27 protein-coding genes, 1 tRNA gene and 1 pseudogene are annotated in these 26,415 nt (G+C 66.6%); 25 read left to right on the top strand and 4 right to left on the bottom strand.

Annotation, left to right across the window (positions count from 1 at the left end):
* The first annotated feature begins 21 nt into the window (after nt 1-21).
* The 6 genes from hflK (at nt 22) to AC5IG3_RS05005 (ending at nt 5,656) form a co-directional block, all read left to right on the top strand.
* On the top strand, nt 22-1,344 hold the full coding sequence (gene hflK / locus AC5IG3_RS05030) for an FtsH protease activity modulator HflK (RefSeq protein WP_491905208.1): 1,323 nt from the start codon (nt 22-24) through the stop codon (nt 1,342-1,344).
* An 18-nt stretch (nt 1,345-1,362) separates the two neighbouring features.
* Entirely contained in the window at nt 1,363-2,262 is a 900-nt protein-coding gene (gene hflC / locus AC5IG3_RS05025) for a protease modulator HflC (protein ID WP_491905207.1), read from the top strand.
* Between the two features lie 27 nt (nt 2,263-2,289).
* Nucleotides 2,290-2,478: a DUF2065 domain-containing protein gene (locus tag AC5IG3_RS05020; protein ID WP_491905206.1), complete on the top strand. Its 189-nt coding sequence runs from the start codon at nt 2,290-2,292 to the stop codon at nt 2,476-2,478.
* 81 nt (nt 2,479-2,559) lie between these two features.
* Nucleotides 2,560-3,723, top strand: coding sequence for an ATP phosphoribosyltransferase regulatory subunit (locus AC5IG3_RS05015; RefSeq protein WP_491905205.1), 1,164 nt, complete (start codon nt 2,560-2,562; stop codon nt 3,721-3,723).
* A 51-nt stretch (nt 3,724-3,774) separates the two neighbouring features.
* The gene (locus AC5IG3_RS05010; RefSeq protein WP_491905204.1) at nt 3,775-5,112 is read left to right on the top strand and encodes an adenylosuccinate synthase; all 1,338 of its coding nucleotides are present in this window, start codon (nt 3,775-3,777) and stop codon (nt 5,110-5,112) included.
* 22 nt (nt 5,113-5,134) lie between these two features.
* Nucleotides 5,135-5,656 carry a phosphoribosyltransferase gene (locus AC5IG3_RS05005; RefSeq protein WP_491905203.1) on the top strand — a complete coding sequence of 174 codons (522 nt, stop codon included), beginning with the start codon at nt 5,135-5,137 and terminating at the stop codon, nt 5,654-5,656.
* Between the two features lie 172 nt (nt 5,657-5,828).
* Here AC5IG3_RS05005 and AC5IG3_RS05000 read toward each other — a convergent pair.
* Nucleotides 5,829-5,913, bottom strand: a tRNA-Leu gene (locus AC5IG3_RS05000).
* A 114-nt stretch (nt 5,914-6,027) separates the two neighbouring features.
* On the opposite strand from AC5IG3_RS05000, the gene rnr reads away from it, so the two are divergent.
* On the top strand, nt 6,028-8,298 hold the full coding sequence (rnr, locus tag AC5IG3_RS04995; RefSeq protein WP_491905202.1) for a ribonuclease R: 2,271 nt from the start codon (nt 6,028-6,030) through the stop codon (nt 8,296-8,298).
* A gap of 22 nt (nt 8,299-8,320) precedes the next feature.
* On the opposite strand, the gene AC5IG3_RS04990 is transcribed toward rnr, so the two are convergent.
* From AC5IG3_RS04990 to AC5IG3_RS04980, 3 genes are read right to left on the bottom strand one after another with little or no spacing between them, the layout of a single operon-like run.
* The gene (locus AC5IG3_RS04990; protein ID WP_491905201.1) at nt 8,321-9,901 is read right to left on the bottom strand and encodes an NAD(P)H-hydrate dehydratase; all 1,581 of its coding nucleotides are present in this window, start codon (nt 9,899-9,901) and stop codon (nt 8,321-8,323) included.
* 9 nt (nt 9,902-9,910) lie between these two features.
* Nucleotides 9,911-10,366, bottom strand: coding sequence for a PIN domain-containing protein (locus tag AC5IG3_RS04985; protein ID WP_491905200.1), 456 nt, complete (start codon nt 10,364-10,366; stop codon nt 9,911-9,913).
* 12 nt (nt 10,367-10,378) lie between these two features.
* Complete coding sequence (locus tag AC5IG3_RS04980; protein WP_491905199.1) at nt 10,379-11,719, bottom strand: FAD-dependent oxidoreductase; 1,341 nt, start codon at nt 11,717-11,719, stop codon at nt 10,379-10,381.
* A gap of 219 nt (nt 11,720-11,938) precedes the next feature.
* Here AC5IG3_RS04980 and rpsB point away from each other — a divergent pair, with 219 nt between their 5' ends.
* The 18 genes and pseudogenes from rpsB (at nt 11,939) to rnhB (ending at nt 26,409) form a co-directional block, all read left to right on the top strand.
* A complete protein-coding gene (rpsB, locus tag AC5IG3_RS04975; protein ID WP_491905198.1) occupies nt 11,939-12,685 on the top strand; it encodes a 30S ribosomal protein S2 in 747 nt (248 codons plus the stop codon).
* A gap of 108 nt (nt 12,686-12,793) precedes the next feature.
* Nucleotides 12,794-13,714: a translation elongation factor Ts gene (gene tsf / locus AC5IG3_RS04970; RefSeq protein ID WP_491905197.1), complete on the top strand. Its 921-nt coding sequence runs from the start codon at nt 12,794-12,796 to the stop codon at nt 13,712-13,714.
* Nucleotides 13,715-13,803: 89 nt separating this feature from the next.
* Complete coding sequence (pyrH, locus tag AC5IG3_RS04965) at nt 13,804-14,514, top strand: UMP kinase (RefSeq protein ID WP_491905196.1); 711 nt, start codon at nt 13,804-13,806, stop codon at nt 14,512-14,514.
* Between the two features lie 39 nt (nt 14,515-14,553).
* Nucleotides 14,554-15,114 carry a ribosome recycling factor gene (gene frr / locus AC5IG3_RS04960; protein ID WP_491905195.1) on the top strand — a complete coding sequence of 187 codons (561 nt, stop codon included), beginning with the start codon at nt 14,554-14,556 and terminating at the stop codon, nt 15,112-15,114.
* A 24-nt stretch (nt 15,115-15,138) separates the two neighbouring features.
* Nucleotides 15,139-15,909: a polyprenyl diphosphate synthase gene (gene uppS, locus AC5IG3_RS04955; RefSeq protein ID WP_491905194.1), complete on the top strand. Its 771-nt coding sequence runs from the start codon at nt 15,139-15,141 to the stop codon at nt 15,907-15,909.
* A 6-nt stretch (nt 15,910-15,915) separates the two neighbouring features.
* Nucleotides 15,916-16,752 (top strand): phosphatidate cytidylyltransferase, encoded by an 837-nt coding sequence (locus AC5IG3_RS04950; protein ID WP_491905193.1) that lies wholly within the window; start codon nt 15,916-15,918, stop codon nt 16,750-16,752.
* 32 nt (nt 16,753-16,784) lie between these two features.
* Complete coding sequence (ispC, locus tag AC5IG3_RS04945) at nt 16,785-17,978, top strand: 1-deoxy-D-xylulose-5-phosphate reductoisomerase (protein WP_491905192.1); 1,194 nt, start codon at nt 16,785-16,787, stop codon at nt 17,976-17,978.
* Between the two features lie 23 nt (nt 17,979-18,001).
* Nucleotides 18,002-19,399 (top strand): RIP metalloprotease RseP, encoded by a 1,398-nt coding sequence (gene rseP / locus AC5IG3_RS04940; protein WP_491905191.1) that lies wholly within the window; start codon nt 18,002-18,004, stop codon nt 19,397-19,399.
* Between the two features lie 4 nt (nt 19,400-19,403).
* Nucleotides 19,404-20,519, top strand: coding sequence for an outer membrane protein assembly factor BamA (bamA, locus tag AC5IG3_RS04935; protein ID WP_491905190.1), 1,116 nt, complete (start codon nt 19,404-19,406; stop codon nt 20,517-20,519).
* A complete protein-coding gene (locus AC5IG3_RS04930) occupies nt 20,479-20,940 on the top strand; it encodes a POTRA domain-containing protein (RefSeq protein WP_491905189.1) in 462 nt (153 codons plus the stop codon). The genes bamA and AC5IG3_RS04930 overlap by 41 nt, the downstream gene beginning before the upstream one ends.
* A 260-nt stretch (nt 20,941-21,200) precedes the next feature.
* Nucleotides 21,201-21,563: pseudogene (locus AC5IG3_RS04925) on the top strand (BamA/TamA family outer membrane protein); the annotation flags it as partial.
* Nucleotides 21,564-21,622: 59 nt separating this feature from the next.
* Complete coding sequence (locus AC5IG3_RS04920) at nt 21,623-21,742, top strand: BamA/TamA family outer membrane protein (RefSeq protein ID WP_491905287.1); 120 nt, start codon at nt 21,623-21,625, stop codon at nt 21,740-21,742.
* Entirely contained in the window at nt 21,687-22,259 is a 573-nt protein-coding gene (locus tag AC5IG3_RS04915; protein WP_491905286.1) for an OmpH/Skp family outer membrane protein, read from the top strand. The genes AC5IG3_RS04920 and AC5IG3_RS04915 overlap by 56 nt, the downstream gene beginning before the upstream one ends.
* A complete protein-coding gene (gene lpxD / locus AC5IG3_RS04910; RefSeq protein WP_491905188.1) occupies nt 22,256-23,311 on the top strand; it encodes a UDP-3-O-(3-hydroxymyristoyl)glucosamine N-acyltransferase in 1,056 nt (351 codons plus the stop codon). Before AC5IG3_RS04915 ends, lpxD begins: the two co-directional genes overlap by 4 nt.
* Nucleotides 23,308-23,754 carry a 3-hydroxyacyl-ACP dehydratase FabZ gene (fabZ, locus tag AC5IG3_RS04905; protein ID WP_491905187.1) on the top strand — a complete coding sequence of 149 codons (447 nt, stop codon included), beginning with the start codon at nt 23,308-23,310 and terminating at the stop codon, nt 23,752-23,754. Before lpxD ends, fabZ begins: the two co-directional genes overlap by 4 nt.
* A gap of 11 nt (nt 23,755-23,765) precedes the next feature.
* Entirely contained in the window at nt 23,766-24,554 is a 789-nt protein-coding gene (gene lpxA, locus AC5IG3_RS04900) for an acyl-ACP--UDP-N-acetylglucosamine O-acyltransferase (protein WP_491905186.1), read from the top strand.
* A 42-nt stretch (nt 24,555-24,596) separates the two neighbouring features.
* Nucleotides 24,597-25,742, top strand: coding sequence for a lipid-A-disaccharide synthase (lpxB, locus tag AC5IG3_RS04895; protein WP_491905185.1), 1,146 nt, complete (start codon nt 24,597-24,599; stop codon nt 25,740-25,742).
* Nucleotides 25,714-26,409, top strand: a complete 696-nt coding sequence (gene rnhB, locus AC5IG3_RS04890) for a ribonuclease HII (RefSeq protein ID WP_491905184.1) — start codon at nt 25,714-25,716, stop codon at nt 26,407-26,409. Before lpxB ends, rnhB begins: the two co-directional genes overlap by 29 nt.
* Nucleotides 26,410-26,415: the final 6 nt, after the last annotated feature.

Raw genomic sequence — 26,415 nt, 5'->3', positions numbered from 1 at the left:
GCAAAGTTCCCCAACACGATGATGAACCCGACTGATACCTCCGTGATGATGCGGCGCCCCTGGACAGAACTGGCCTCTGCCGCGCGGGCCTTGTGTGCCGGTGCGCTGTTGCGCGCCACGCGGGATCGCCGCAATGCGCTGACCCCGGCCGGCGCCGACCTGCACGCCAGTTCGGGGCGCAATGACGGTCCCCCCGATCTTGAAGAGCTTTGGCGCGATTTCAACCAGAAGCTCGGCGGCCTGTTTTCCGGCAAGAGCGGTACGCCCAATGGTGCTGGTGGCAGCAGCGGTGGTGGCGGTCCCTCGGACCGTCGTGTGGCGGGCATCGGTGGCGGCCTGATCGCCGGCATCGTCGCGCTGCTGTGGGTGGGCAGCGGTTTCTTCATCGTGCAGGAAGGTCAGCAGGCGGTCGTGCTGACCTTTGGCAAGTTCAGCCGCACGGTGGACGCCGGCTTCCAGTTCCGCTGGCCGTTTCCGTTTCAGGCGCACGAGACCGTGAACGTGACGCAGACCCGCTCCACCGAGGTGGGCCGCAACAACGTCATCCAGGCCACCGGCCTGCGTGATTCGTCGATGCTGACGCTGGACGAAAACATCGTCGACATCCGCTTCACGGTGCAGTGGCGCCTGAAAGAGGCCAAGGACTTCCTGTTCGAGAACCGCAACGTCGAAGAAGCGGTGTCGCAGGCGGCTGAAACGGCCATCCGCGAGATCGTGGGCCGCAGCACGATGGATTCGGTGCTCTACGAGCAGCGCGATGCCATTGCGGTGGACCTGGTCAAGTCGATCCAGGCGCAGCTCGATCGGCTGCGTGCCGGCATCCTGATCACCAACGTCAACGTCCAGAGCGTGCAGGCGCCCGAGCAGGTGCAGGCGGCCTTCGACGACGCCTTCAAGGCAGGCGCCGATCGCGAGCGCCTCAAGAACGAAGGCCAGGCTTACGCCAACGACGTGGTGCCCAAGGCGCGCGGCACGGCGGCACGGCTTTTTGAAGAGGCTGACGGCTACCGCTCGCGCGTTACCGCGCAGGCTGAAGGTGATGCGCAGCGTTTCCGCTCGGTGTTGACCGAGTACCAGAAGGCGCCGGCCGTGACGCGTGACCGTCTCTACATCGACACCATGACGCAGGTCTACTCCAACGTCAGCAAGGTGATGGTGGATTCGCGTTCGGGCAGCAATCTGCTCTATCTGCCGCTCGACAAGCTGATGCAGGCTTCCGGCGGTACGCCGTCGGCGCTGCCGGCACCGGCACCCGCTGCAGCGGGTGCCGAGACATCGGGTACCAGCATTCCGGATCCCCGCTCACGCGAAGGCGTGCGTGGCCGTGACCGTGAATCTCGCTGAACGCAGGGAGAAAAAATAATGAATCGCATAGGTTTGATCGTTGTTGGCGCCGTTCTGGTGTTCATGACTTTTATGTCGACGGTGTTTGTCGTCGACCAGCGCAACTTTGCCGTGGTCTATTCGCTGGGCGAGATCAAGGAAGTGATCTCCGAGCCGGGTCTGAAGTTCAAGTTGCCGCCGCCGCTGCAGAACGTGATCTTCATTGACCGCCGCACCCAAACGCTCGACAGCCCCGAGACACGCCCGATCTTCACGGCCGAGAAGCAGAGCCTGGTGATCGACTGGCTGGTGAAATGGCGCGTGACGGAAGCCCGCCAGTTCATCCGCAACACCGGCATCGACCTGCGCAATGCCGAGGCGCGCCTGTCGCCCATCGTGCAAGCGGCATTGAACGAGGAAGTCACCAAGCGCAGCGTGCGCGCCATGATGTCGACCGAGCGTGACAGCGTCATGCAGGGCGTGCTCAAGCGCCTAAGCGATGACGCCAAGAACTTCGGCATCGAGATCGTCGACGTGCGCATCAAGCGGGTTGATTTCGCAGCGGCCATCACCGAGTCGGTCTATCGCCGCATGGAGTCCGAGCGCAAGCGCGTGGCCAATGAACTGCGTTCGCAGGGCTCGGCCGAGGGCGAGAAGATCCGCGCTGACGCCGATCGCCAGCGCGAAGTGATCCTGGCTGAAGCCTATCGTGACGCGCAGAAGGTCAAAGGCGAGGGGGACGCCACGGCTTCAGCGCTCTATGCAGAGGCTTTCGGTCGCGATCCGCAGTTTGCGCAGTTCTATCGCAGTCTGGAGGCCTACCGCTCCAGTTTCCGCAACAAGACGGACGTGATGGTGCTCGATCCTTCCAGTGACTTTTTCAAGGTCATGCGCAACGGTGCATCGGGCGGGTCCGCTCCGGCTCCGGCACGCAAGTGAGCGTGAACTCACGCACGCCAGGGTCTGATGGGTGACATCTTTCTGGCCGCGCTGGCCCTGATGCTGGTGTTTGAGGGGCTGATGCCCTTCATCAGCCCGGCACGCTGGCGCAGCACTTTCGAGCAGTTGTTGCAGTTGAGCGATGGCCAGATCCGCTTCATCGGTCTGGTCAGCATGGCGGTGGGGCTGTTGCTTATGTTGGTGTTCTCCACCTGAACGCAGCGGCCCGCGTGAGCGGATCGCCAGTCCTGTCGACCCAGCCCGCTAGAATCGCGGGTTTTGATCTTTCGTACCGATATGTCCTCAGCTTGGCTATTGCCCGAGCACATCGCTGACGTCCTGCCTCATGAGGCGCGGCGCATCGAAGAGCTGCGCCGCTTCATGCTGGACGCGGCCCGTGCCTGCGGCTACGAACTTGTCATGCCGCCCCTGCTGGAGCACCTGGAATCGCTGTTGTCCGGCACCGGGCATGAACTGGACCTGAAGACGTTCAAGCTCGTCGATCAGCTGAGCGGCCGCACCCTGGGCGTGCGTGCCGACACCACGCCGCAGGTGGCACGTATTGACGCCCACCTGCTCAACCGTGTGGGCCTGACGCGCCTGTGCTACTGCGGCCCGGTGCTGCACACGCGGCCCACGGGCTTGCATGGCAGCCGTGAGCCGCTGCAGTTTGGTGCTGAAACCTACGGTCATGCCGGCCTTGAGGCCGATCTTGAGATTCAGGAACTGGCGATCGATTGCCTGAGCCGTGCCGGTGTGCAGGGCCTGGTGGTCGATCTGTCGGATGCGCGTCTGCTGCGCGGTCTGGTCGAGTCGCTCAAGCTGTCGGCGGCGGATCTCGAGGCGCTGCAACTCAGCTTGGCGATGAAAGACCGGTCGGCGCTGGAGTCGCTCAGCCTGAACTGGCCTGACGCGGCGCGGCAGGGTCTGCTGGCGCTGCTCGATCTCTATGGCGACAGCGGCGTGCTGACCAAGGCGCGCAAGGTGCTGCCTGCGCACGCCCTCATCACGGCGGCGCTGGACGATCTGACTTGGCTGGCCCAGCATCTGGCGGCGTCGCACCCTGGCGTGCGCGTGGGCTTCGATCTGGCGGATCTGTCGGGCCACGCTTACTACAGCGGTGCGCGTTTTGCGATCTTCGGGCAAGGCTCGACCGATGTGCTGGCGCGCGGCGGGCGGTACGACGATGTGGGCGCGGTCTTCGGCCGCGCGCGCGCGGCGGTGGGCTTCAGTCTCGACTTGAAGACGGTGGCGCATCTGGTGCGCCTGGATGGTCGCCACTCGGCGATCCGTGCGCCGTGGAGTGAAAACCCCGCACTGCGCGCCGAAGTGCGCCGCCTGCGCGAAGCGGGCGATGCGGTGGTCTACGTGCTGCCGGGCCATGAGCACGACGCCGATGAATTTGACTGCGACCGCGAGTTGGTTGCCGTCGATGGCCAGTGGCTGGTGCGCCCGCGCTGAATTTCAGCCGCAAGGCTCACTGATACGTTTTTTCTGCGATCGGATATTGAGATGGAAACACGCAGTGTTGCGCCGGGGCGCAATGTGGTAGTGGTCGGCACCCAATGGGGTGACGAAGGCAAGGGCAAAGTCGTCGACTGGTTGACCGACCATGCCGCCGCCGTGGTGCGCTTTCAGGGCGGCCACAACGCCGGCCACACCCTGGTGATCAATGGCAAGAAGACGGCGCTGCAGCTGATTCCTTCGGGCGTCATGCGGCCGGAAGTGGCCTGCTTCATCGGCAATGGCGTGGTGGTGGATCCGGCCCATCTGATGCTGGAAATCGAGCGCCTGGAGGCCATGGGCCTCGAAGTGCGCTCGCGCCTGTTCATCAGCGAGTCCTGCCCGCTGATCCTGCCGTTCCACGTGGCGGTCGACAAGGCGCGCGAGTTGCTGCGCGAGTCGAGCGGCGCCGGCAAGATCGGCACCACCGGCAAGGGCATCGGTCCAGCCTACGAAGACAAGGTCGCCCGCCGCGCTCTGCGCGTGCAGGATCTGAAGCACCCGGAGCGTTTCGCCACCAAGCTGCGTGAGTTGCTGGCACTGCACAACTTCGCGCTGAGCGGCTACCTGAACGGCGAGCCGCTGGAATTTCAGCCGATCTTCGACCAGGCCATGCTGCTGGCCGAGCAGATCAAGCCGATGCTGGCAGACGTGGGTGTGCGCATCCACGCCATCAACCAGCAAGGCGGCAAGGTGCTGTTCGAAGGCGCGCAGGGCACGCTGCTCGACATCGACCACGGCACTTATCCGTATGTGACGTCCAGCAACTGCGTGGCTGGCAACGCTGCCGCCGGTTCGGGCGTCGGCCCGGACAAGCTGCACTACATCCTGGGCATCACCAAGGCCTACACCACGCGCGTGGGCAGCGGCCCGTTCCCGACCGAATTGCCGATGGAAGAGGCCGGCACCGTCGGCTACCACCTGTCGACGGTCGGTCAGGAGCGTGGCACGGTCACGGGCCGCATGCGCCGCTGCGGCTGGCTGGATGCGGGTGCGCTCAAGCGCTCAATCCTGATCAACGGCATCTCGGGTCTGTGCCTGACCAAGCTCGACGTGCTCGACGGTCTGGACGAGATCAAGATGGGCGTGGGCTACGAGTTGCGCGGTGAGCGCATCGACATCCTGCCGCTCGATGCCGATGACATCATCGCCTGCCAGCCGATCTACGAAACCTTCCCGGGCTGGACCGAGACGACGTTTGGTGTGACCGACTGGAACGCGCTGCCGCTGAATGCGCGCCGCTATCTCGAGCGCATCCAGGCCTTCATCGGCGCGCCCATCGACATGGTGTCCACCGGCCCGGACCGGGACCACACCATCCTGTTGCGTCACCCGTATCAGGCCTGACCTGCTGCCTCTAGGAACTCACATGTTGACCGATGACGGCAAACACCTCTACGTCTCCTGGGACGAGTACCACCTGCTGATCGAGCGACTGGCGATCAAGGTGCACCAGTCGGGCTGGGAGTTCGACCAGATCCTGTGTCTGGCGCGCGGCGGCATGCGACCGGGCGACGTGATCTCACGGGTGTTCGACAAGCCGCTGGCCATCATGTCGACCAGTTCGTACCGGGCGGATGCCGGCACGATCCAGGGTCGGCTCGACATGGCCAAGTACATCACCATGCCCAAGGGCGAACTCGCCGGACGCGTGCTGCTGGTTGATGACTTGGCCGATTCCGGCGTGACGTTGCAAGCGGTGGTTGAGCGCCTGCGTGGTATGCCGGCCATCAGCGAACTGCGCTCGGCGGTGCTGTGGGTCAAGGGCGTGTCCTGCTACGTGCCGGACTACTTTGTGGACATGCTACCCACCAGCCCCTGGATTCATCAGCCGTTCGAAGAGTACGACGCGTTGCGTCCTGAAGGACTGATCAACAAGCTGTCGGTCTGAGTCTTCGATAGATTCGGTGCGCAAAATAAAACGGCCACTGCATTGCTGCAGTGGCCGTTTTTCATGTCGATCCCCTTTCAGTTGCCTGGCGGACAAGGACTGAGAGAAAGACTCGAAGCAAGAATCTGCTTCGGAAAGTGAAAAAGGTCAGCATTTCTGCTGACCTTTTCGTTGGTGCCCAGAAGAGGACTCGAACCTCCACGATGTTACTCGCTAGTACCTGAAACTAGTGCGTCTACCAATTCCGCCATCTGGGCTTTAAGCTGTCATCTGATTTCTCAGATTTGTTTTGGTCCGGATTTGTTTTGCAGCTCTGAACCAAGAATTAGAGTGTAGCATTGGCTGAAACACAAATGCAAGAGGTTTTTTGATTGAATGCCACATTGACGAATGAAGTCGACGGAACGGTCCAGGGCCACCGTGATGGGCACGGCTTTGTCATCTGCGCAGATGGCTCGCCTGACATCTATCTGGCACCCCAGGAGATGCGCGCGGTACTGCATCGGGATCGTGTCAAGGTGCGCGTGGTTCGCCAGGATCGCAAGGGCCGACCAGAGGGGCGGGTGCTGGAGATCATTGAGCGCAGACGTTCTCCCATCATTGGCCGGCTGCTCAACGAGAGCGGTGTCTGGCTGGTGGCGCCTGAAGACAAGCGCTACGGCCAGGACATCCTGATTCCCAAGAACGCCACCGCCAACGCCGAGGCAGGACAAGTCGTGGCCGTGGAGTTGACCGAGCCGCCTTCGCTGCACACCCAGCCGGTGGGTCGTGTCACCGAAGTGCTGGGCGACATCGACGACCCCGGCATGGAGATCGAGATTGCGGTGCGCAAGTACGAAGTGCCGCACAGTTTCTCGCCCGAAACCCTGGCGCAGACCGGCAAGCTGTCCGAGCGCCTGCGCGCGGCCGACTGCAAGCAGCGCATCGACCTGCGCGATGTGGCGCTCGTCACCATCGACGGCGAAGACGCACGCGACTTTGACGACGCCGTCTACGCCGAGCCGGCCAAAGTGGGTCGCGGCAAGGGCTGGCGGCTGCTGGTGGCCATTGCCGATGTCAGCCATTACGTCAAACCAGGCGAGCCGCTGGACGACGATGCCTACGAGCGCGCCACCTCGGTCTATTTCCCGCGCCGCGTCATTCCGATGCTGCCGGAGAAGCTCTCCAACGGACTGTGCTCGCTCAAGCCCGATGAAGACCGCCTGTCGATGGTGTGCGACATGCTGGTCAACGCGGCTGGCGAGGTGCACGCCTACCAGTTCTATCCGGCCTTGATTCGCTCGCACGCCCGCTTCACCTATACCGAAGTGGCAGCGGTGCTGGTCAACACGCGTGGGCCGGAGGCGCAGCGCCACGCGGAACTCGTGCCGCATCTGCTGCACCTGCACGAGGTCTATCGCGCCCTGCTCAAGCAGCGTGCCGAGCGGGGCGCGGTGGATTTCGAGACCACCGAGACCCAGATCATCTGCGACGACAACGGCCGCATCGAGAAGATCGTGCCGCGCACGCGTACCGAGGCGCACCGCCTGATCGAAGAGGCCATGCTCGCGGCCAACGTCTGCGCAGCCGACTTCATTCAGGGCGGCAAGCATCCGTCGCTGTTCCGTGTTCATGAGGGGCCGACGCCCGAGAAGCGCACCACGCTGCAGAACTACCTGCGCAGCCTGGGCCTGGGCTACAGCCTGAGCGAGGAGCCGACGCCGGCCGAGATCCAGGCCATTGCGCACCACACCCGCGAGCGTCCAGATGCCGCGCAGATCCACACCATGCTGCTGCGCTCCATGCAGCAAGCCACCTACACGCCGACCAACAACGGCCATTTCGGCTTGGCGTACGCGGCCTACACCCACTTCACCAGTCCGATCCGGCGTTACCCGGACTTGCTGGTGCACCGCGTCATCAAGGCGCTGCTGGGGCGCCAGCGTTATCACCTGCAGGTGCCGGCCTTGGCGCAGCCTGCGCCGGCCGAGCGTTTCAAGCGCGGCAAGCCGGCGGCACCCGTACCCAAAGAGCTGGAGACCTGGGTGGTGGCGGGCGCGCATTGCAGCGCCAACGAGCGGCGTGCGGATGAGGCGTCGAAGGACGTCGAGGCCTGGCTCAAGTGCAAGTTCATGCGCGAGCGCCTGGGCGAGGAGTACGCCGGCACCATCAGCGCCGTCACCAGCTTCGGCCTGTTCGTGAAGCTCGACGAGCTGTATGTCGAAGGCCTGGTGCACATCACCGAGCTGGGTGGCGAGTACTACCGCCACGATGAAGCGCGCCAGGAACTGCGCGGCGAGCGCACCGGTGTGCGCTACGCCGTGGGTGGACGCCTGCGGGTGCAGGTCAGCCGGGTCGATCTGGACGGGCGCCGCATTGACTTCCGTCCGGTGCGCGAAGGTGAGCCGGCGCCGGCGGCGGCCAAAAATGGCGCAAAAGGCGGCAGGCAACGCCGTGCCACTGAGCCCCAGGCTGCGCAGCAGCAACTGGCTGCCGTGCAGGAGGCCGACCGCGAGGTGCGTCGCTCTGCCCGCAAGGCTGCCACAGGCACGGTGCGCCGGGCCAAGAAGACGTTGGCGGCCTCGTCAGAGGCGGCCTTGCCTGTCAAGAAGGCCGCCAAGACAGCCAAAGCCGCCAAGGCGCGCAAGACGCCACGGCGCTGATCAGCCTGTTTGCTGGGTGCCATCACCGTGACGGCGCGCCTTGCCACTGCTCCAGCCCGTCAGCCAGTGCGGTGGCGAGGCTGGCCGCGGGCAAGGCCTCGCCGTGCGGGTGGCGCGACTGCGCCACCCAGCCGTGCAGATAGCAGGCGGCACGTGCAGCCTGTTGAGCCTTGATCAAGTCGCTGGCTCCTGTGCGCGCCCAGAGTGCGCCGAGGCAGCCTGCCAGCACATCGCCGCTGCCCGGCGTCGCCAGCGCAGAATTGCCGCTGCTGTTGATGGACGGCGTCACGCCTGGTGCCGCGACGACGCTGCCTGAGCCCTTGAGCACCACGGCCGCCCCGTAACGGTCTGCCAACGCCTGCGCTGCGCCGAGGCGATCCGCCTGAATCGTCGCTGTGCTGCGGCCCAGCAGGCGTGCGGCTTCCAGTGGATGCGGCGTCAGCACGGTGGGTCGGCCTTGCCGGCTGCGCTCGATCAGCACGGTGGCCAACGCGGTATCCGCAGCGATGGCGTTGAGCGCATCGGCGTCCAGCACCAGTCGGCCGCTGTGGTTCAGCAGCGTGGGCAGCACGTCCGCGATGGCGTGTCCACCACCGCAGCCCGCCACGACGGTTGCCTGCGCCAGGGCTTCAGGCGCGGGCAGGGCGGTGGCCCACATCAGCTCCGGTTGCGTGACGTCGAGCCGCAGCGCCTGCAGGTCGAGCGGGCAGACATAGACGCGTCCCGCGCCGCTGTGCAGTGCGGCGCGCCCGGCCAGCAGCGCCGCGCCACCCATTCCGGCAGCACCGCCGACGACCCAGACATCGCCAAAACTGCCCTTGTGCTGCGCATGGCGGCGCGGCGCTGCGGCCTGCGCCAGCGCTGCGCCTCGCTCAAGCCAGGCATCCGGTGTCATCGTCAACGGTGAGGTGCCCAGATCGTCCCACCACACCTCGCCCGTGTGATCGCGGCCCTGCGCGGTGAACAGCCCGGGCGCCAGGCTGAGCAGCGCCAGCGTCCAGCGGGCTGACACGCAGGCAGCGCCGGCTTCCAGCGCGCCGCTGTCGGCGGGCAGGCCCGAGGGCAAGTCCACCGCCAGCACCGGCGCCCGCGCTTGCTGCATCGCCGTGATCCAGGCGGCCATCACGCCGGTGGTGGCGCTGCGCAGGCCGCGTCCCAGCAAGGCGTCGATCAACAGCGTGTCTTCGCGTTGCCAGGGCGATAGGTCCGCAGGCAACGTGTTGGTGTGTTCGATCTGCACGCCCGCTGCCACGGCGCGCAGGCGCGCGGCGGCGGCATCCGCTGGCTGACGCGCTGCATCGCCCGTCCACCACAGCCGTACCGGCTTGCCCCAGCGGTGCAGGTGCAGCCCAGCCTCGAAGCCATCGCCGCCGTTGTTGCCGGGGCCGGCAATCACCTCGATCCGGCGTGCGTGCGGGGCCACGGCCAGCGCCAGTTGTGCCACCGCGAGGCCTGCGCGCTGCATCAAGGTGTGCGGTGGCAGCGTGGCGGCGCTTTGCGCTTCCAGCTGCCGGGCTGCTGCACTGCAGTGCAGCGGTAGGTCGGCCGCCCCATGGAGCTGGGCGTGTCGGACGTCGAGACGGGTCAGGCGGAGGTCGGGCATGCCCGCATGCTAGACCTCCGTGAGTTGCCGCCAGCGCTCGGGCGTGCAGACTGTCACGCCCCAGGGCTTGGCGGGGCGCGCCAGCCGGAGCAGGGCGCGGTCACGCGTCAGCAGCCAGGGCGTGGCGGTGGCGACGGCCAAGTCGATGAAGCACTGATCGTCCGGATCGGTGCAGCGCAGTTGCCGCGCGGGCGGCAGCGGTGCCGGTGTGGGCACCGCCACGCTCCAGCGTTGGGCGGCGGTCATGGCCGCGTCGTACGCGCCGCGCCAGCGCTGCAGCGGCGGGTGGGTGTGCAGGCGGCCGAGCACGTCGACCAGTTCCTCGCGCATCTCCGGCGTGGAGATCCAGCGCCGTCGTCCGGTCATGATGTCCTCGCCGAGCGGCAGGGCCGGCGGGTGCTGGAACACCAGCCAGTCGAGCACGACGTTGGTGTCGAGGATGACGTCAGTCGATGCGGGGTTCATGCACTCGGTTCTTCAATTCTTGAGCCAGCGCTGCCCGGACAGCGGCACTGGGTCGATGGGGCAGGGGCGGTCGGCCATCTGTTCGGCCAGTTGGCGCGCGCTGCCGCAGGCCAGCGTCCAGCCGTGCGCGCCGTGGCCGAGGTTGAGCCAGACGCCCGCTTGCGGTGCCGCGCCGACGATGGGCGGCCCTTCGGGCAGCATGGGGCGGGCGCCGCGCCAGATCTGCGCGCTCTGGCGCTCGACGGCATACGGAAACCAGCGGTCGACTGCGTCGTAGAGCGGCGCCAGCGTGGCCTCGCGCTCGGTGCTGTGGGCGGTGGTGGGTAATCGGGCCTGGCCCAGTTCGAAGCCGCCCGTGACGCGCAGGCGCCGGCCCAGCCGCGTCAGCGTGACGCCGGCGCTGGCGTCCACCACGGCCGAGCGCAGCGCGGCGCCGTCCTCGCGCAGGGCGAACGTGACGGCGTGTCCCCAGACCGGCCGCAACGGCAGGCGCATGCCGGCCTGCGCGGCCAGCGTGGGTGCGGCCGCGCCGGTGCATATCACCACGGCGTTGAAAGGCTGCTCGGTGTGATCGGGCAGCAACTCGGTCGCGGCGAAGTCGTCGGGCGCCGCATGGGCGCTGCGCGATCGGCGGCCTGACGCCAGCGTGTCCAGCTCAAGGCCATCCGGGCCGGATTGCAGGCGCCGCACCGTGACGCCGAAGCGAAAGCGCACCCCATGGCGTCGCACGGCGATGTCGCGCAGCTGATGGGCGAATTCGCGGCAGTTGCCCACGCCGTCATCGGCCAGATGCAGACCGCCGACCAGCGCGGCCTGGCGGCCCAGGCCGGGCTCGATCTCCTGGCAGCGCCCGGTGCTGATTTCCTCGACCGCATGGCCCAGTTCGCGCAGCAGTTGCGCGTGCTGGTGGGCGGCCTTGAGTTCTTCGTCGCTGCGCAGCAGCACCAGCACGCCACGGCATTGCTCGTGGTTGAGCCCCAGTTCACGCACCAGCGTGGCCTGGCGCCGCTGGCTCAGTTGTGCCAGAGTCGACATGACGCGCACATCATCGGTCTGTGGCTTCTGGCTGGCGCGCCACCAGCGCCACAGCCATTCATATTGACTCCAGTCGGTCGACAGATTCCAGCGCAGAGCCGCTTCATGACGCCAGAGTCCGCGAAACAGCCAGCGGCGCAGGCCAGGTGCGGCAGCGGGTGACACCAGCCCGGCAGCGAGCAGGCCGGCGTGGGCGAAGCTGGCTTCTTCGGCGACTGATTCGCGCTGCTCGAACACCACCACGTCATGGCCGTCGCGGCCCAGCTCATAGGCGGTGGTGATGCCGGCAATGCCGGCGCCGATCACCGCGATGCGCATGGCAGCCTCAGGAGGATGCTTCGAAGGGGCTGAATCAAGGCTGGTATACTCTTTGGGTTTTTCCGCGACAGTTCCGTGGCGGAAGAATCAAGCCCGAATCCGGCTGCCTGAAGGTGTTGTGCCGCAGGGGATGTGAGTTCTTTCACGAACTTTTTATGTCTCTTGTCCGTATCTGCGAGCAATTCGAGCCGGATTCTAGAACCAACCTTTGGAGTTCAAATGTCATTCACCATGCGCGACATGCTGGAAGCCGGTGTCCACTTCGGTCACCAAACCCGCTTCTGGAATCCCAAGATGGCCCCGTACATCTTCGGCCATCGCAACAAGATTCACATCATCAACCTCGAGAAGACGGTTCCGCTCTTCAACGAGGCCACCAAGTTTGCACGCCAGCTGGCAGCCAAGCGCGGCACCATCCTGTTCGTGGGCACCAAGCGCCAGGCGCGCGACGTGGTCGCACAGGAAGCCGCACGTGCTGGCATGCCCTATGTCGACCAGCGCTGGCTGGGCGGCATGCTGACCAACTTCAAGACGGTCAAGGGTTCGCTCAAGAAGCTCAAGGAAATGCAGGCTCAGGTCGAAGCGGGCACCCAGCCTTCGATCAAGAAGGAAGCCCTGATGTTCCAGCGCGAAATCGCCAAGCTGGAAAAAGACATCGGCGGCATCCAGGACATGACCGCCCTGCCTGACGCGATGTTCGTGATCGACGTGGGTTACCACAAGATTGCCATCGCCGAAGCCAAGAAGCTGGGCATTCCCGTCATCGGCGTGGTGGACACCAACCACTCGCCCGTGGGCATCGACTACGTCATCCCCGGCAACGACGACTCGGCCAAGGCCGTGGCGCTGTACGCGCAAGCCCTGGCTGACGCCGTGGTCGAAGGCAAGGCCAACGCCCTGAACGAAGTGGTGGAAGCCGTGGCCGCAGGCAGCGACGAGTTCGTCGAGGTCAGCGACGCTTCCTGAGCCCCTTCGGCTCAGCATGAAAGGGGCTGATTCAGCCCCTTTTTTTCAGCATTTTTTACGGCCTGCTCCCGTATTGATCGAGCAGGCCGCTACTCAAGGAGCACTGAAATGGCTGCAATTACCGCCAGCATGGTCGCCGAACTGCGCGCGAAGACCGACGCCCCGATGATGGAGTGCAAGAAGGCACTCACCGAGGCCGAAGGCAATATGGACAAGGCTGAAGAGTTGCTGCGCGTCAAGCTCGGCAACAAGGCCAGCAAGGCCGCTTCGCGCGTGACCGCTGAAGGCGTGATCGTCGCGTCCGTCGCGGGCACCACCGGCGCCATGGTCGAGATCAACTGCGAAACCGACTTCGTTACCAAGAACGACGCGTTCCTGGGCTTTGCTCAAGCCTGTGCCGGCCTGACCGCACAGCACCAGCCGGCTGACGTGGCTGCGCTGTCGGCGCTGCCGCTGTCGTTCGAGGACTTCGGCCCGACGGTCGAAGACGTGCGCAAGGGCCTGATCGGCAAGATCGGCGAGAACATGTCGATCCGCCGCTTCAAGTGCTACACCGGTGGTGCCGACCTGGCGTACTACCTGCACGGCACCCGCATCGGCGTGATGGTCGAGTACAGCGGCGACGCGACGGCTGCCAAGGACGTGGCCATGCACATCGCGGCCATGAAGCCGGTGGCCCTGACCTCGGCCGACGTGTCGGCTGACCTGATCGAAAAAGAGCGCGCTGTGGCTGCGGGCAAGGCGGCTGAAGACGCCAAGGTCGCTGAAGCGGCTGGCAAGCCGGCGCAGTCGGCCGAGATCGTGGCCAAGCGCATCGAAGGCTCGGTGCAGAAGTTCCTGAAAGAGGTCTCGCTGTTCAATCAGACCTTCGTCAAGAACGACAAGCAGACCGTCGAGCAGATGCTCAAGACCGTGGGCACTACGGTCAAGGGCTTCACGATGTTCGTGGTCGGCGAAGGCATCGAGAAGAAGCAGGACGACTTCGCTGCTGAAGTGGCTGCGCAAGTCGCTGCCGCCAAGGGTCAGTAAGCACTGACAGGGCCGGCGGCGCGTCCTGCGCCGCCGGCCCATGGCCTTGACCTAAACTCTGACAAGTCACCGCAACGAAGGATTCCTGCATGCCGGCCTACAAACGCATCCTGCTCAAGCTCTCTGGTGAAGCCCTGATGGGCGACGACGCCTATGGCATCAACCGCGCCACCATCGTGCGCATGGTGCGCGAGGTTCAGGAGGTGACTGCCCTGGGTGTGGAAGTGGCGGTCGTCATTGGCGGGGGCAACATCTTCCGCGGTGTTGCAGGGGGCTCGGTCGGCATGGACCGCGCCACGGCCGACTACATGGGCATGCTCGCCACGGTGATGAACGGGCTCGCCCTGGGCGACGCGATGCGCCAGGAAGGCATGACGGCCCGCGTGATGTCGGCCATCAGCATCGATCAGGTGGTCGAGCCCTATGTGCGCCCCAAGGCGCTGCAGTATCTGGAAGAGGGCAAGGTCGTCGTCTTTGCGGGCGGCACCGGCAACCCCTTCTTCACGACCGACACCGCCGCTGCACTGCGCGGTGCGGAAATGGGCGCCGAGATCATGCTCAAGGCGACCAAGGTCGATGGTGTCTACACCGCCGACCCCAAGAAAGACCCCAGCGCCACGCGCTACCCGTCACTGACCTTCGACGAGGCCATCTCGCGCAATCTGCAGGTGCTCGACGCCACCGCCTTTGCGCTGTGCCGTGACCAGAAGCTGCCGCTCAAGGTGTTCTCGATCTTCAAGGAAGGCGCGCTCAAGCGCGTCGTGATGGGCGAGGACGAAGGCACGCTGGTGCACGTCTGAACTGATGCGTTGAACTGACTATCTCCCAGGAATTTCCCGATGAGCATTGCCGACATCAAGAAGACCGCCGAAGCCAAGATGGCCAAGTCCATCGAGTCCTTCAAGGGCGACCTGCAAAAGATCCGCACCGGCCGCGCCCACCCCGGCATCCTCGATCAGGTGCAGATCGACTACTACGGCTCGATGCTGCCCATCAGCCAGGTGGCCAATGTCTCGCTGATCGACGCGCGCACCATCACCGTCCAGCCCTGGGAAAAAGGCATGGCCGGCAAGATCGAGCGCGCCATCCGCGAGTCCGAGCTCGGCCTGAACCCGTCCACCATGGGCGACCTGATCCGCGTGCCGATGCCCGCGCTGACTGAAGAGCGCCGCCGCGAACTGGGCAAGGTCGTGCGCAACGCCGGTGAAGACGCCAAGATCGCCGTGCGCAACGTGCGCCGCGACGCCAACGAGCAGGCCAAGAAATTCCTCAAGGACAAGCTCATCACCGAAGACGACGAACGCCGCTCGATCGACGACGTGCAGAAGCTGACCGACCGGACCATCACCGAGATCGACCGGCTGATCCAAGGCAAAGAAGCCGAAATCATGGCGGTCTGACCGGCGCGCATCGTGCTGGCTCGCATGGGACTGAAATCGGTGGCTGACAACAACCAGGCCAAGGTGCCACGCCATGTGGCGGTGGTGATGGACGGCAATGGCCGCTGGGCCAACAAGCGGTTGATGCCGCGCATCGTCGGGCACAAATACGGTGTCGACACGCTGGTGCGCACCATCAACGCCTGTGCGGACCGCGGCATCGAATACCTCACCGTCTTCGCCTTCTCGTCAGAGAACTGGAAGCGTCCGCAGGACGAGGTCTCCGGCCTGATGAACCTGGTGCTGATGGCGGTGTCCAAGTACCTGGAGCGCATGGCTGCTGACGGCGTGCGCATCCGCATCATTGGCGACCGCTCGGTGGTGTCCGACAAGGTGCGCCAGGCCTGGGAGCATGCCGAGGCGATGACGCGCGACAACCAGCGCATCACCGTGTCGGTGGCGTTCAACTACGGTGGCCGCTGGGACGTGGTGCAGGCTTGCCGCCGCGCCATGACCGAAGGGCTGGCGCCCGAGCAGCTGGATGAGGCCGCGCTGTCGCGCCACATGTCGATGGCCTATGCGCCGGACCCGGACCTGTTCATTCGCACGGGTGGCGAGGTGCGCGTTTCCAACTTCCTGCTCTGGCAGTTGGCGTACTCCGAGCTGTATTTCACCGATGGCCTCTGGCCCGACTTCGACGAGCGTGCGCTCGACGCCGCGCTGGCCGAATTCAACGCCCGCGACCGCCGCTTCGGTGGCGTCAAGACCGACGTCTCGGCCAGCGGCGAAGTCATCGCGCTGCAGCCCGACGCCTGACGCGCCATGCTCAAGCAGCGCATCATCACCGCCCTGGTTCTGCTCGCGCTGCTTCTGCCGGCGCTGGCAACCTCCTCGCCCTGGCCCTTTCCGCTGCTGACGCTGATCCTGATCGGCGCCGCCGGCTGGGAATGGGCGCGGCTCAATCAACTACCCGGTGTGCCTGCGCTGGTGTTCGGTGCCGTCGTCGCTGCTGGGGCCGGCTGGGCTTGGCAAGCGGGCCTCATCGCCCAAGCGCCCAGCGTCATCTGGTGGCTGGCGATGCTGGTCTGGGTGCTGGGTGGCGCGGCCGTGCTCAAGGGCGGTGTGCCGGCCTGGCCGCATCATGCGCGGTCGCTGCGGCTGGTTGGCGGCCTGATGCTGCTCTGGCTGGCTTGGTTGGCAATTGCCGTGGCCAAGGCGCGCGGACTCAATTTTCTGCTCTCGGTGTTCTGCCTGGTCTGGGTGGCTGACATCTCGGCCTACTTCGGCGGGCGCGCCTTTGGCCGGCGCAAGCTGGCGCTGGCGATCAGCCCCGGCAAGAGCTGGGAAGGCGTCTACACCGGCATGGCCGGCGTGCTGCTGCTGGCGCTGTGCTGGATTGCGCTGGACCGCTACGCCGCCACCGGCAGTGCCAGCCTCTACACCTTGCTGCTGGCGCGCTGGGGCGCCGCCGGGCTGGTCCTGTCCTGCCTGTTTCTGGCAGCCATGAGCGTGGTGGGCGACCTGTTTGAATCGCTGGTCAAGCGCAGCGCCGGCGCCAAGGACAGCAGCGGCCTGTTGCCTGGCCATGGCGGCGTGCTGGATCGCATCGACGCGCTGCTGCCGGTGTGCCCGCTGGCGTTGGCGCTGGTGAGCGTGTGAACAGTGGCGTGAACCGCCGCATGAACGGTGACATGACGAATCAACTGACCCGCATCTGCATCCTGGGCTCGACCGGCTCGATCGGCACCAGCACGCTCGACGTGCTCGGTCGTCATCCCGAGCGCTTCGAGGTCTTCGCGCTCAGCGCCCACAGCCGCGTGACTGAACTGGCCGCGCAGTGCGTGCAGTGGCGGCCGCGCTACGCGGTGCTGCCCACGGCGGAACTGGCGCAGGACCTGGCGCGCCGCCTGCGTGACGTGGCCTGCCGCACCGAAGTGCTGGTGGGCGCGGCAGCGCTGGAAGATGTGGCTGCGCACCCCGAGGTGGACGCGGTGATGGCCGCCATCGTCGGCGCGGCCGGCCTGGCGCCTTGCCTGGCTGCCGCGCGCGCCGGCAAGCGTCTGCTGCTGGCCAACAAGGAAGCGCTGGTGGTGGGCGGCGCGCTCTTCATGCAGGCGGTCGAGCAGGGCGGCGCGACGCTGCTGCCGATCGACAGCGAGCATTCGGCCATCTTTCAGTGCCTGCCCGAGGACGCCCGCACCTGGGGCCAGCGCATCGACCACATCGTGCTGACGGCTTCGGGCGGCCCGTTCCGCCAGCGCGACCCGGCCACGCTGGCCGACGTGACGCCCGATCAGGCCTGCGCGCACCCGAACTGGGTGATGGGTCGCAAGATTTCGGTCGATTCGGCCACGATGATGAACAAGGCGCTCGAAGTCATCGAGGCCCGCTGGCTCTTCAACCTCGCGCCGCGCGACGTGCGGGTGGTGATCCACCCGCAGAGCATCATCCATTCGATGGTGGTGTGCCGCGACAACTCGGTGCTGGCGCAACTCGGTACGCCCGACATGCGCGTGCCGATCGCCTACGGCCTGTCGTGGCCGGAGCGGATCGAGTCCGGCGCCTCGCAACTCGACTTCCTGAGCCTGAACGCGCTGACCTTCGAAGACGCCGACGCGCGTCGCTTTCCCGGTCTGCACCTGTCGTGGCAGGCGCTGGAAGCCGCGCCGGGCAGCACCGCGGTGTTGAATGCGGCCAATGAGGTCGCGGTGGCTGCTTTCCTGGATGGCCGGTTGCGCTTTGACCGCATCCACGCCGTCAACGCCGCCACGCTGGAACGGCTGGTGGTGCCGGCCGATGCGGTGAACTCGGTCGAAGGCCTGCTGGCGCTGGACGCCCAGGCCCGTGCGCTGGCCGGTGACGCCGTGCGCGCCTGGCAGTCCTGAGCCGAGATGCCACGGCCGCCCCGATGAACACACTGTTGTCTTTCCTGCTGACCCTGGGCGTGCTGATCGTCGTGCACGAGTGGGGCCATTACCGCGTCGCCAAGGCGTGCGGCGTCAAGGTGCTGCGCTTCTCTATCGGCTTCGGCCGGCCGCTGCTGCGCTGGCAGCGCGGCGAGACCGAATGGGTGCTGTGCATGCTGCCGCTGGGCGGCTACGTGAAGATGCTCGACGAGCGCGAAGGCGCGGTCAACCCGGCCGAGCAGTCGCGCGCTTTCAACCGCCAGTCGCTCTGGGCGCGCTCGGCCATCGTTGCCGCCGGGCCGGTGGCCAACCTGCTGCTGGCCGTGCTGCTGTATGCGTCCATGCACTGGATCGGCACGCAGGAGCCACGCGCGCTGCTGGGCTCGCCCCTGGCGGGCAGCGTGGCCGAACGCGCCGGGCTGCGTGCCGGCGATTGGGTGCGCCAGTGGTCGCCAGCGGACAGCGAAACCTGGGAGCCGGTGGCCTCGCTCACCGACCTGCGCTGGCAGATCACGCGCTCGGCGCTTGACGGTGCCGATGTCCGCCTGGAGGTGACCGATACCGACGGCCGTGCCCGCCGCGAAGTGGCCCTGCCGCTGGCTGCACTGCAGGCCCGCGAGGCCGACGCCGCGCTGTCGCGCAGCATCGGCCTGGGTGCGCCGTTTTCCGAGCCGATCCTGGGCGAGTTGAAGGTGGGCGGTCCGGCGCAGCGCGCCGGCCTGCTGGCGGGTGACCGGGTGCTGTCGATCGACGGTCGGTCGGTGGTGGACGCCGCTGCGCTGCGGGCGTCGATTCGTGCGTCAGCGACATCAGCGACGCCGGTGGCCTCAGCGGCTTCAGGCGCCGCGCCCATCGCCACCCAGCTCTGGCAGATCGAGCGCCAAGGGCGCCGGCTCGAAGTGGACGTGACCCCGGCACGGGTACAGGACAAGGAACTGAGCATCGGCCGCATCGAAGCCGTCGTGGGTGGTGCGGTGCAGATGGACACCGTGAGCTACGGGCTGGTCGATGGCCTGAGCCGGGCGGTGGCGCGCACCTGGGAGATGGCGGCGCTGTCGTTCAAGATGTTCGGCCGCATGCTCATCGGCGAGGCCTCGCTGCGCAACATCAGCGGCCCGCTGACGATTGCCGACTACGCCGGCCAGTCCGTCAAGCTCGGCCTGGCCTACTACCTCGGCTTTCTGGCGGTGGTGAGCGTCAGTCTGGGCGTGCTCAACCTGCTGCCGCTGCCCATGCTCGACGGCGGCCACCTTTTGTACCATCTGATCGAGGGGGTGACCGGCCGGCCACTGCCCGTCATTTGGCAGGAGCGTCTGCAGCGCGGCGGGATGGCCGTCGTGTTCATGATGATGTCGCTCGCCCTCTACAACGACGTGGCCCGCCTGCTGGGCCTGCACTGACCGCATGCGTTCTCCTGCCTTTCTCTTTCAGTTCAACCCGGTCGTCTGCGCGCTGGCGCTGGGTGCGTCAGCCGCTGCCTGGCCTGCCTGGGCGGTCCAGCCCTTCGTGCTCAAGGACATCCGCATCGAAGGCCTGGCGCGCATCGAGGCCGGCACGGTCTTCGCCTCGCTGCCCTTCCGCGTCGGTGACACCTACACCGACGACAAGGGCGCCGTGGCGCTGCGTGCGCTGTTCGCCACCGGCCTGTTCAAGGACGTGCGCGTCGAGGTCGACGGCCCGGTCGTGGTGGTGGTGGTCGAAGAGCGCGCGGCGATTGCCAACGTCGACTTCACAGGCACGCGCGAGTTCGACCGCGAGACGCTGATCAAGGCGCTCAAGGACATCGGCGTCGGCGAAGGCCAGCCCTTTGACCGCAGCCTGGCCGACCGCGCCGAGCAGGAGCTCAAGCGCCAGTACCTGACGCGCAGCCTCTACGGCGCCGAGGTGGTGACCACCATCAGCCCGGTCGAGCGCAACCGCGTCAACGTCACCTTCGCGGTGACCGAGGGCGGCGTGGCCCGCATCAGCGACATCCGCATCACCGGCAACCAGGCTTTCACCGAAAGCACGCTGCTGGGCCAGCTCGACCTGAGCACCGGTGGGCTGATGACCTGGTACACCAAGAACGACCGCTACGCCCGCACCAAGCTCAATGCCGATCTGGAGACGCTGCGCGCCTACTACCTGAACCGCGGTTATCTGGAGTTCGACATCGAGTCGACCCAGGTGGCGATCTCGCCGGACAAGCAGGACATCTCGATCACCATCAACGTCAAGGAAGGCCAGCGCTACCTGGTCACCGGCGTGCGCCTGAGCGGTGAATACCTGGGCCGCGAGGACGAGTTCCGCAGCCTGGTCGACATCCAGCCCGGCGAGGCCTACCGCGCCGATGCCGTGACCAGCACCCAGCGGGCCTTCACCGACCGATTCGGCCTGTTCGGCTACGCCTTTGCGCGCGTCGAAGCGGTGCCGCAGATCGACCGCGCCACCGGCCAGGTGCAGGTGGTCACTCAACGCCGACCCGGGCCGGCGCGTCTACGTGCGGCGCATCAACGTCTCGGGCAACACGCGCACCCGTGACGAAGTCGTGCGGCGCGAGATGCGCCAGTTCGAATCAGCCTGGTACGACGGCCAGCGCATCAAGCTCTCGCGCGACCGGGTCGACCGGCTGGGCTACTTCGGCGAGGTCGACATCGACACCCAGGAGGTTCCAGGCAGCCAGGACCAGGTCGACCTGACCCCTGACGGTCAAGGAAAAGCCGACCGGCACCCTGATGGTGGGCGCCAACTTCTCCAGCGCCGACAAGCTCGCCTTCACCGCATCGGTCAAGCAGGACAACGTCTTCGGCACGGCAACTATTTCGGCATCGAGCTCAACACCAGCCGCTCCGGCCGCACGCTGGTGCTGTCGACGGTGGACCCGTACTTCACCAACGACGGCATCTCGCGCGCGCTGGACGTGTTCTACCGGACCAACAAGCCGCTCAACAGTTCAGGGTGAGGAGTACGAAGCTGGTCACGCCGGGTGCGGCGATCCGCTTCGGCATTCCGTTCTCGGACTTCGACACGGTGTTCCTGGGCATCGGGGTGCCGAAACGCACGGAGATCCGCTCGTCCTCAGACGCTTGCCAGAGAACTACTTCCGCCAGCGCTTCCGTTATGCCTATGGCGACAAGAGCACTTCCGTGCCCCTGACGCTGGGCTGGCAGCGCGACGGCCGCGACAGCGCGCTGGTGCCCAACGACGGTCTGCTATCAACGTGTGAACCTGGAGTGGGGCATCGGCGGCGACACCCGCTACCTGCGCAGCAACTACCAGATCCAGCAGTACTTCCCGCTTCACCAAGAAGTTCACGCTCGGGCTGAACGGCGAACTCGGCTGGGGCACCGGGCCTCAACGGTGGGCGTCCGTATCCGATCTTCAAGAACTTCTACGGCGGCGGTCCTTGGCACGGTGCGCGGGTTCGATCAGAGCTCCCTTGGCCCGGTGGATGTGACCAACACCTACATCGGCGGCAACAAGCGGCATGAACCTGAACGCCGAGCTCTACGTGCCGTTCCCGGGGGCCGGCAACGACCGTACGCTTGCGGCATGTTCGGTTACGCCGATGCGGGCAACGTCTGGGGTGCGGGCGAGTCGCTGGGCGATACCCCTGCGAACCCGATTCGCGTCTCGGCCGGCGCGTGGGCCTGTCCTGGGTCTCGCCGATCGGCCCGCTCAAGGTCAGCTGGGGCTACCCGCTGCGCTATGCCCGCACGGATAGAATCCAGCGATTCCAGTTCCAGATCGGTACCGCGTTTTGAAGATGAAGCACCTGCTCGTGACGCTGGCCAGCGTGGCCACCCTGGGTTTGTCGACCATGGCCGTCCAGGCCAGGAACTCCGGATCGGCTATGTCAACAGCGACCGTGTCCTGCGGGACGCCACGCCGGCCAAGGCCGCGCAAGCCAAGCTCGAAGTCGAGTTTGGCAAGCGCGAAAAAGAACTCAATGACGCCGCCGCCAAGCTCAAGGTCGCCGCTGACAAGTTTGACAAGGACGGCCCGACGCTGGCCGAGTCCGAGCGCAACCGCCGCCAGCGCGATCTGGTCGAGCAGGACCGCGAGATCCAGCGCAAGCGCCGCGAATATCAGGAAGACCTGAACCAGCGCAAGAACGAAGAACTCTCGGCCGTGGTCGAACGCGCCAACAAGGTCATCAAGCAGATCTTCGAGCAGGAAAAGTACGACCTGATCCTGCAGGACGCCGTGTTTGCCGGCCCGCGCGTGGACATCACCGACAAGGTGATCAAGGCGCTCAACGGCGCCAGCACGGCCAAGTGAGCCGGCTCCACACGCCGGTGCGCCTGGCAGCACTGCAGGCTGCGCTGGGTGGCGAGCTTCGCGGCGACGCTGATCTGCTGATCAGCCGCATCGCCCCGCTGGCAGATGTCGATGCACACGCCGACGCGCACAGCATCAGCTTCGTCTCGCACGCGCGTTACCGTAGCCAGATCAAGGACACCGCCGCCGCGTGCCTGATCGTGTCGCCCGAACTGGCTGACGAGGCGGCCGCGCGCGGCGCGGCGCTGGTCACGCCCGATCCGTACCACTACTTTGCCCGCCTGACGCAATGGTGGGCGGCCCAGGCCCGTCCGATGCCGCAGCCGGGCGTGCACGCCAGCGCGGTAGTGGCTGCTGACGCGCAGATCGCCGCCGACGCCGTGATCGGCCCGCTGGTGGTGATCGAGTCCGGCGCCGTCATCGGCGCGGGCGCGCAGATCGGTGCACACAGTTTCATCGGCGCGGGCGTGCAGGTCGGCGCCCAGACCCGCCTGGCACCACGCGTGACGCTCATGCACGGCACCCGGCTCGGCGCCCGCTGCCTGCTGCACAGCGGCGTGGTGATCGGCGCCGACGGCTTTGGCTTCGCACCGCACCAGGGGCGCTGGGACAAGATCGAGCAGCTCGGTGGCGTGGTCGTGGGTGACGACGTCGAGATCGGCGCCAACACCTGCATCGACCGCGGCGCGCTCGAGGACACCGTGATCGGCGAGGGTGTCAAGCTCGACAACCTGATCCAGATCGGCCACAACGTGCGCATCGGCGACCACAGCGCCATGGCCGGCAACGCCGGCGTGGCCGGCAGCGCCCGCATCGGCCGGGGCTGCACGGTTGGCGGCGGCGCCATCGTGCTGGGCCATCTGGAGCTGGCCGACGGCGTGCACATCTCGGCCGCCAGCGTCGTGATGCGCTCCATCAAGCAGCCCGGCCAGTACAGCGGCGTGTTCCCGATCGACGACAACACGTCCTGGGAAAAGAACGCCGCCACGCTGCGCCAATTGCACACCTTGCGCGATCGCATTCGCGCGCTAGAAAAGAAGAACGCACCATGACCACGATGGACATCCACCAGATCCTCAAGAAGCTGCCGCACCGTTATCCGATCCTGCTGGTGGATCGCGTGCTGGAGATCGAGCTCAACAAGAGCATCCGTGCGCTCAAGAACGTCACCATCAACGAACCGGTGTTCCTGGGCCACTTCCCGCACCGTCCGGTCATGCCGGGCGTGTTGATCCTGGAAGCGCTGGCGCAGGCGTCGGCGCTGCTGTCCTTCGCGTCGCTGGGCGAGGACCCGGGCGAAGACACGGTGGTGTATTTCGCCGGTATCGACGGCGCGCGCTTCAAGCGCCCGGTCGAGCCGGGTGACCAGCTCATTCTGGAGTCGACGCTGACCCGCGCCAAGGCCGGCATCTTCAAGTACGCCGCGCGCGCCACGGTCAACGGCGAACTCGCCGCCGAGGCCGAGCTGATGTGCACCATGCGCAAGATCGCCTGATCGACCGAGCCATGGCGCAGATCCACCCCACCGCCATCGTTGATCCGGCGGCCGAGTTGCACGACTCGGTCACCGTCGGCGCCTACACCACCATCGGCCCGCACGTCGTGGTGGGCGAGGGCACGACCGTCGGCGCGCACTGCGTGATCGAGGGTCGCACCACCATTGGTGCGCACAACCACATCTTCCAGTTCAACTCGATCGGTGCCGTCCCGCAGGACATGAAGTACGCCGGCGAGCCGACCGAGCTGGTCATCGGCGACCGCAACACCTTCCGCGAGTTCTGCACGCTCAACCTCGGCACGGTGCAGGACGGCGGCGTCACCCGCATCGGCTCCGACAACTGGGTGATGGCCTACGTGCACATCGCCCACGACGTGCAGCTGGGCAACCACTGTGTGCTGGCCAACAACGCCACGCTGGCCGGCCACGTGATCGTGGGCGACTGGGTCACCATTGGCGGCTTGAGCGGAGTGCACCAGTTCGTCAAGATCGGCGCCCACGCCATGATCGGCTTCCAGGGCCATGTGGCGCAGGACGTGCCGCCGTTCATGACGGTCGATGGCAACCCGCTGGCCGCTCGCGCGGTCAACGTCACGGGCTTGAGCCGCCGTGGCTACACGCCCGAGCGCATCGCCGTGATCCGCCGCATGCACAAGCTGCTGTACCGCTCCAGCCTGACGCTGGAACAGGCCATCGACGCCATCGGCGGCCTGGCTGGCCAGCAGCCTGAGGCGGACGCTGACATCACGCAGATGCAGGCCTTCCTGCAGGCCGCCAAGCGCGGCATCGTGCGCTGAAGCCTGCCTATCCCTCGCTTCTTTTCCCTCCAAGATCCATCCATGACCCGCGCCGATCCCAGACTCGCGCTGGTGGCCGGCGAGGCCTCCGGCGACCTGCTCGCCAGCCTGCTGCTGGGCGGCCTGCGCCAGCGCTGGCCGCAGCTCACTGCGCAAGGCATCGGCGGGCCGAAGATGGCGGCGCAGGGTTTCGAGGCCTGGTGGCCGCAGGACAAGCTGGCTGTGTTTGGCTACGTCGACGCGCTGCGCCACTACCGCGAGATCTCGGCCATCCGCAACGCGCTGGCCGAGCGCCTGCTGGCCGACCCGCCCGAGGCCTTCATCGGCGTCGACGCGCCCGACTTCAACCTCGGCCTCGAAGAACGTCTCAAGGCCGCTGGCGTGCCGACGGTGCACTTTGTCAGTCCGTCGATCTGGGCCTGGCGCGGCGGCCGCATTGACAAGATCCGCCGCTCGACCGACCACGTGCTGTGCCTGTTCCCGTTCGAGCCCGAGATCTACCAGCGCGCCGGCATCGCTGCCACTTACGTGGGCCATCCGCTGGCCGACCACATTCCGCTCGATGTGCCACGTGCTGCGGCGCGCCGGCAGCTCGGCTTGGGCGAGGCCGATCAGGTCGTTGCACTGCTGCCGGGCAGTCGCCGCAGCGAGATCCGCTACATCGCGCCGCGCCTGCTGGCCGCAGCGGCTGAACTGGCGCGCCAGCGCCCCGAACTGAAGTTCGTGCTGCCGGTGGCGCCGGGCCTGCGCGTGCTGCTTGATCCGGTGATTGCCGCCCACGCGCCCGGCCTGCCGCTGCAACTGCTCGACGGCCAGTCGCACACCGCGCTGGCGGCCTGCGACCTGACGCTGATCGCCAGCGGCACCGCCACGCTGGAGGCCGCGCTGTTCAAGCGCCCGATGGTGATCGTCTACCGGCTGCACCCCTTGAGCTGGCAGATCATGAAGCGCATGGCCTACCAGCCGTGGGTCGGGCTGCCCAACATCCTGCTGCGCGACTTTGCCGTGCCCGAGCTGATCCAGGATGGCGCCACGCCGGCCGCGATTGCTGCGGCCGCACGCGCCTGGCTGGACGACGCCCCGCGCTGCGAGCGCGTTGCGCGCCGTTTCACCGATCTTCATCACCTGCTGCGCCAGAACACTGCGCAGCGCGCCAGCGATGCCATCGCGCAAGTCCTCGGCCGCTAAGGGCGCGCCAGCGGTGCCTGTCGTGCCCGTGGTTCAACTGGCGCTCGGCTTCAGCCGCCCGGGCCTGGTCGCGGGCGTCGACGAGGCCGGGCGCGGCCCGCTGGCCGGGCCGGTGGTGGCCGCCGCCGTGATCCTGGACGACCTGCAGCCGATTGCCGGCCTGGCTGACTCCAAGATCCTGACCGAGCGCCGCCGCGAGTTGCTGTTCGACGAGATCCGCGCCAAGGCGCTGGCCTGCTGCATCGCCCAGGCCAGCGTCGAGGAGATCGACCGCCTCAATATCCTGCAGGCCACCCTGCTGGCCATGAAGCGCGCGGTCGAAGGCCTGCGCCTGCTGCCGGCGCATGTGCTGGTCGACGGCAACCGGGTGCCGGTGCTGCGCATTCCGGCCGAGGCCATCGTCAAGGGCGATGCCAAGGTGCAGGCCATCAGCGCGGCGTCGATCCTGGCCAAGGTCTTTCGCGACCGGCTCTGCCAGGACCTGCACGAGCGATTCCCCCAATACGGCTTCGGCGTCCACAAGGGCTACCCGACGGCGGCGCACCTGAAGGCCCTGCGCGAGCACGGCCCCTGCATCGAGCACCGCTCGACCTACGCGCCGGTGCGCGAGGCCGGCGCGATCCGGCTGTCGCCTGCGCCCGCCCGGCCCGAAGCCGGCCCGATCTGAATCAAG

The organism is Leptothrix sp. (in: b-proteobacteria) (genome assembly GCF_965250675.1).
Taxonomy (GTDB): Bacteria; Pseudomonadota; Gammaproteobacteria; order Burkholderiales; family Burkholderiaceae_C; genus Sphaerotilus.
Note: the sequence above shows the minus strand (reverse complement) of the source record. Positions and strands in the feature narration are given on the sequence as shown.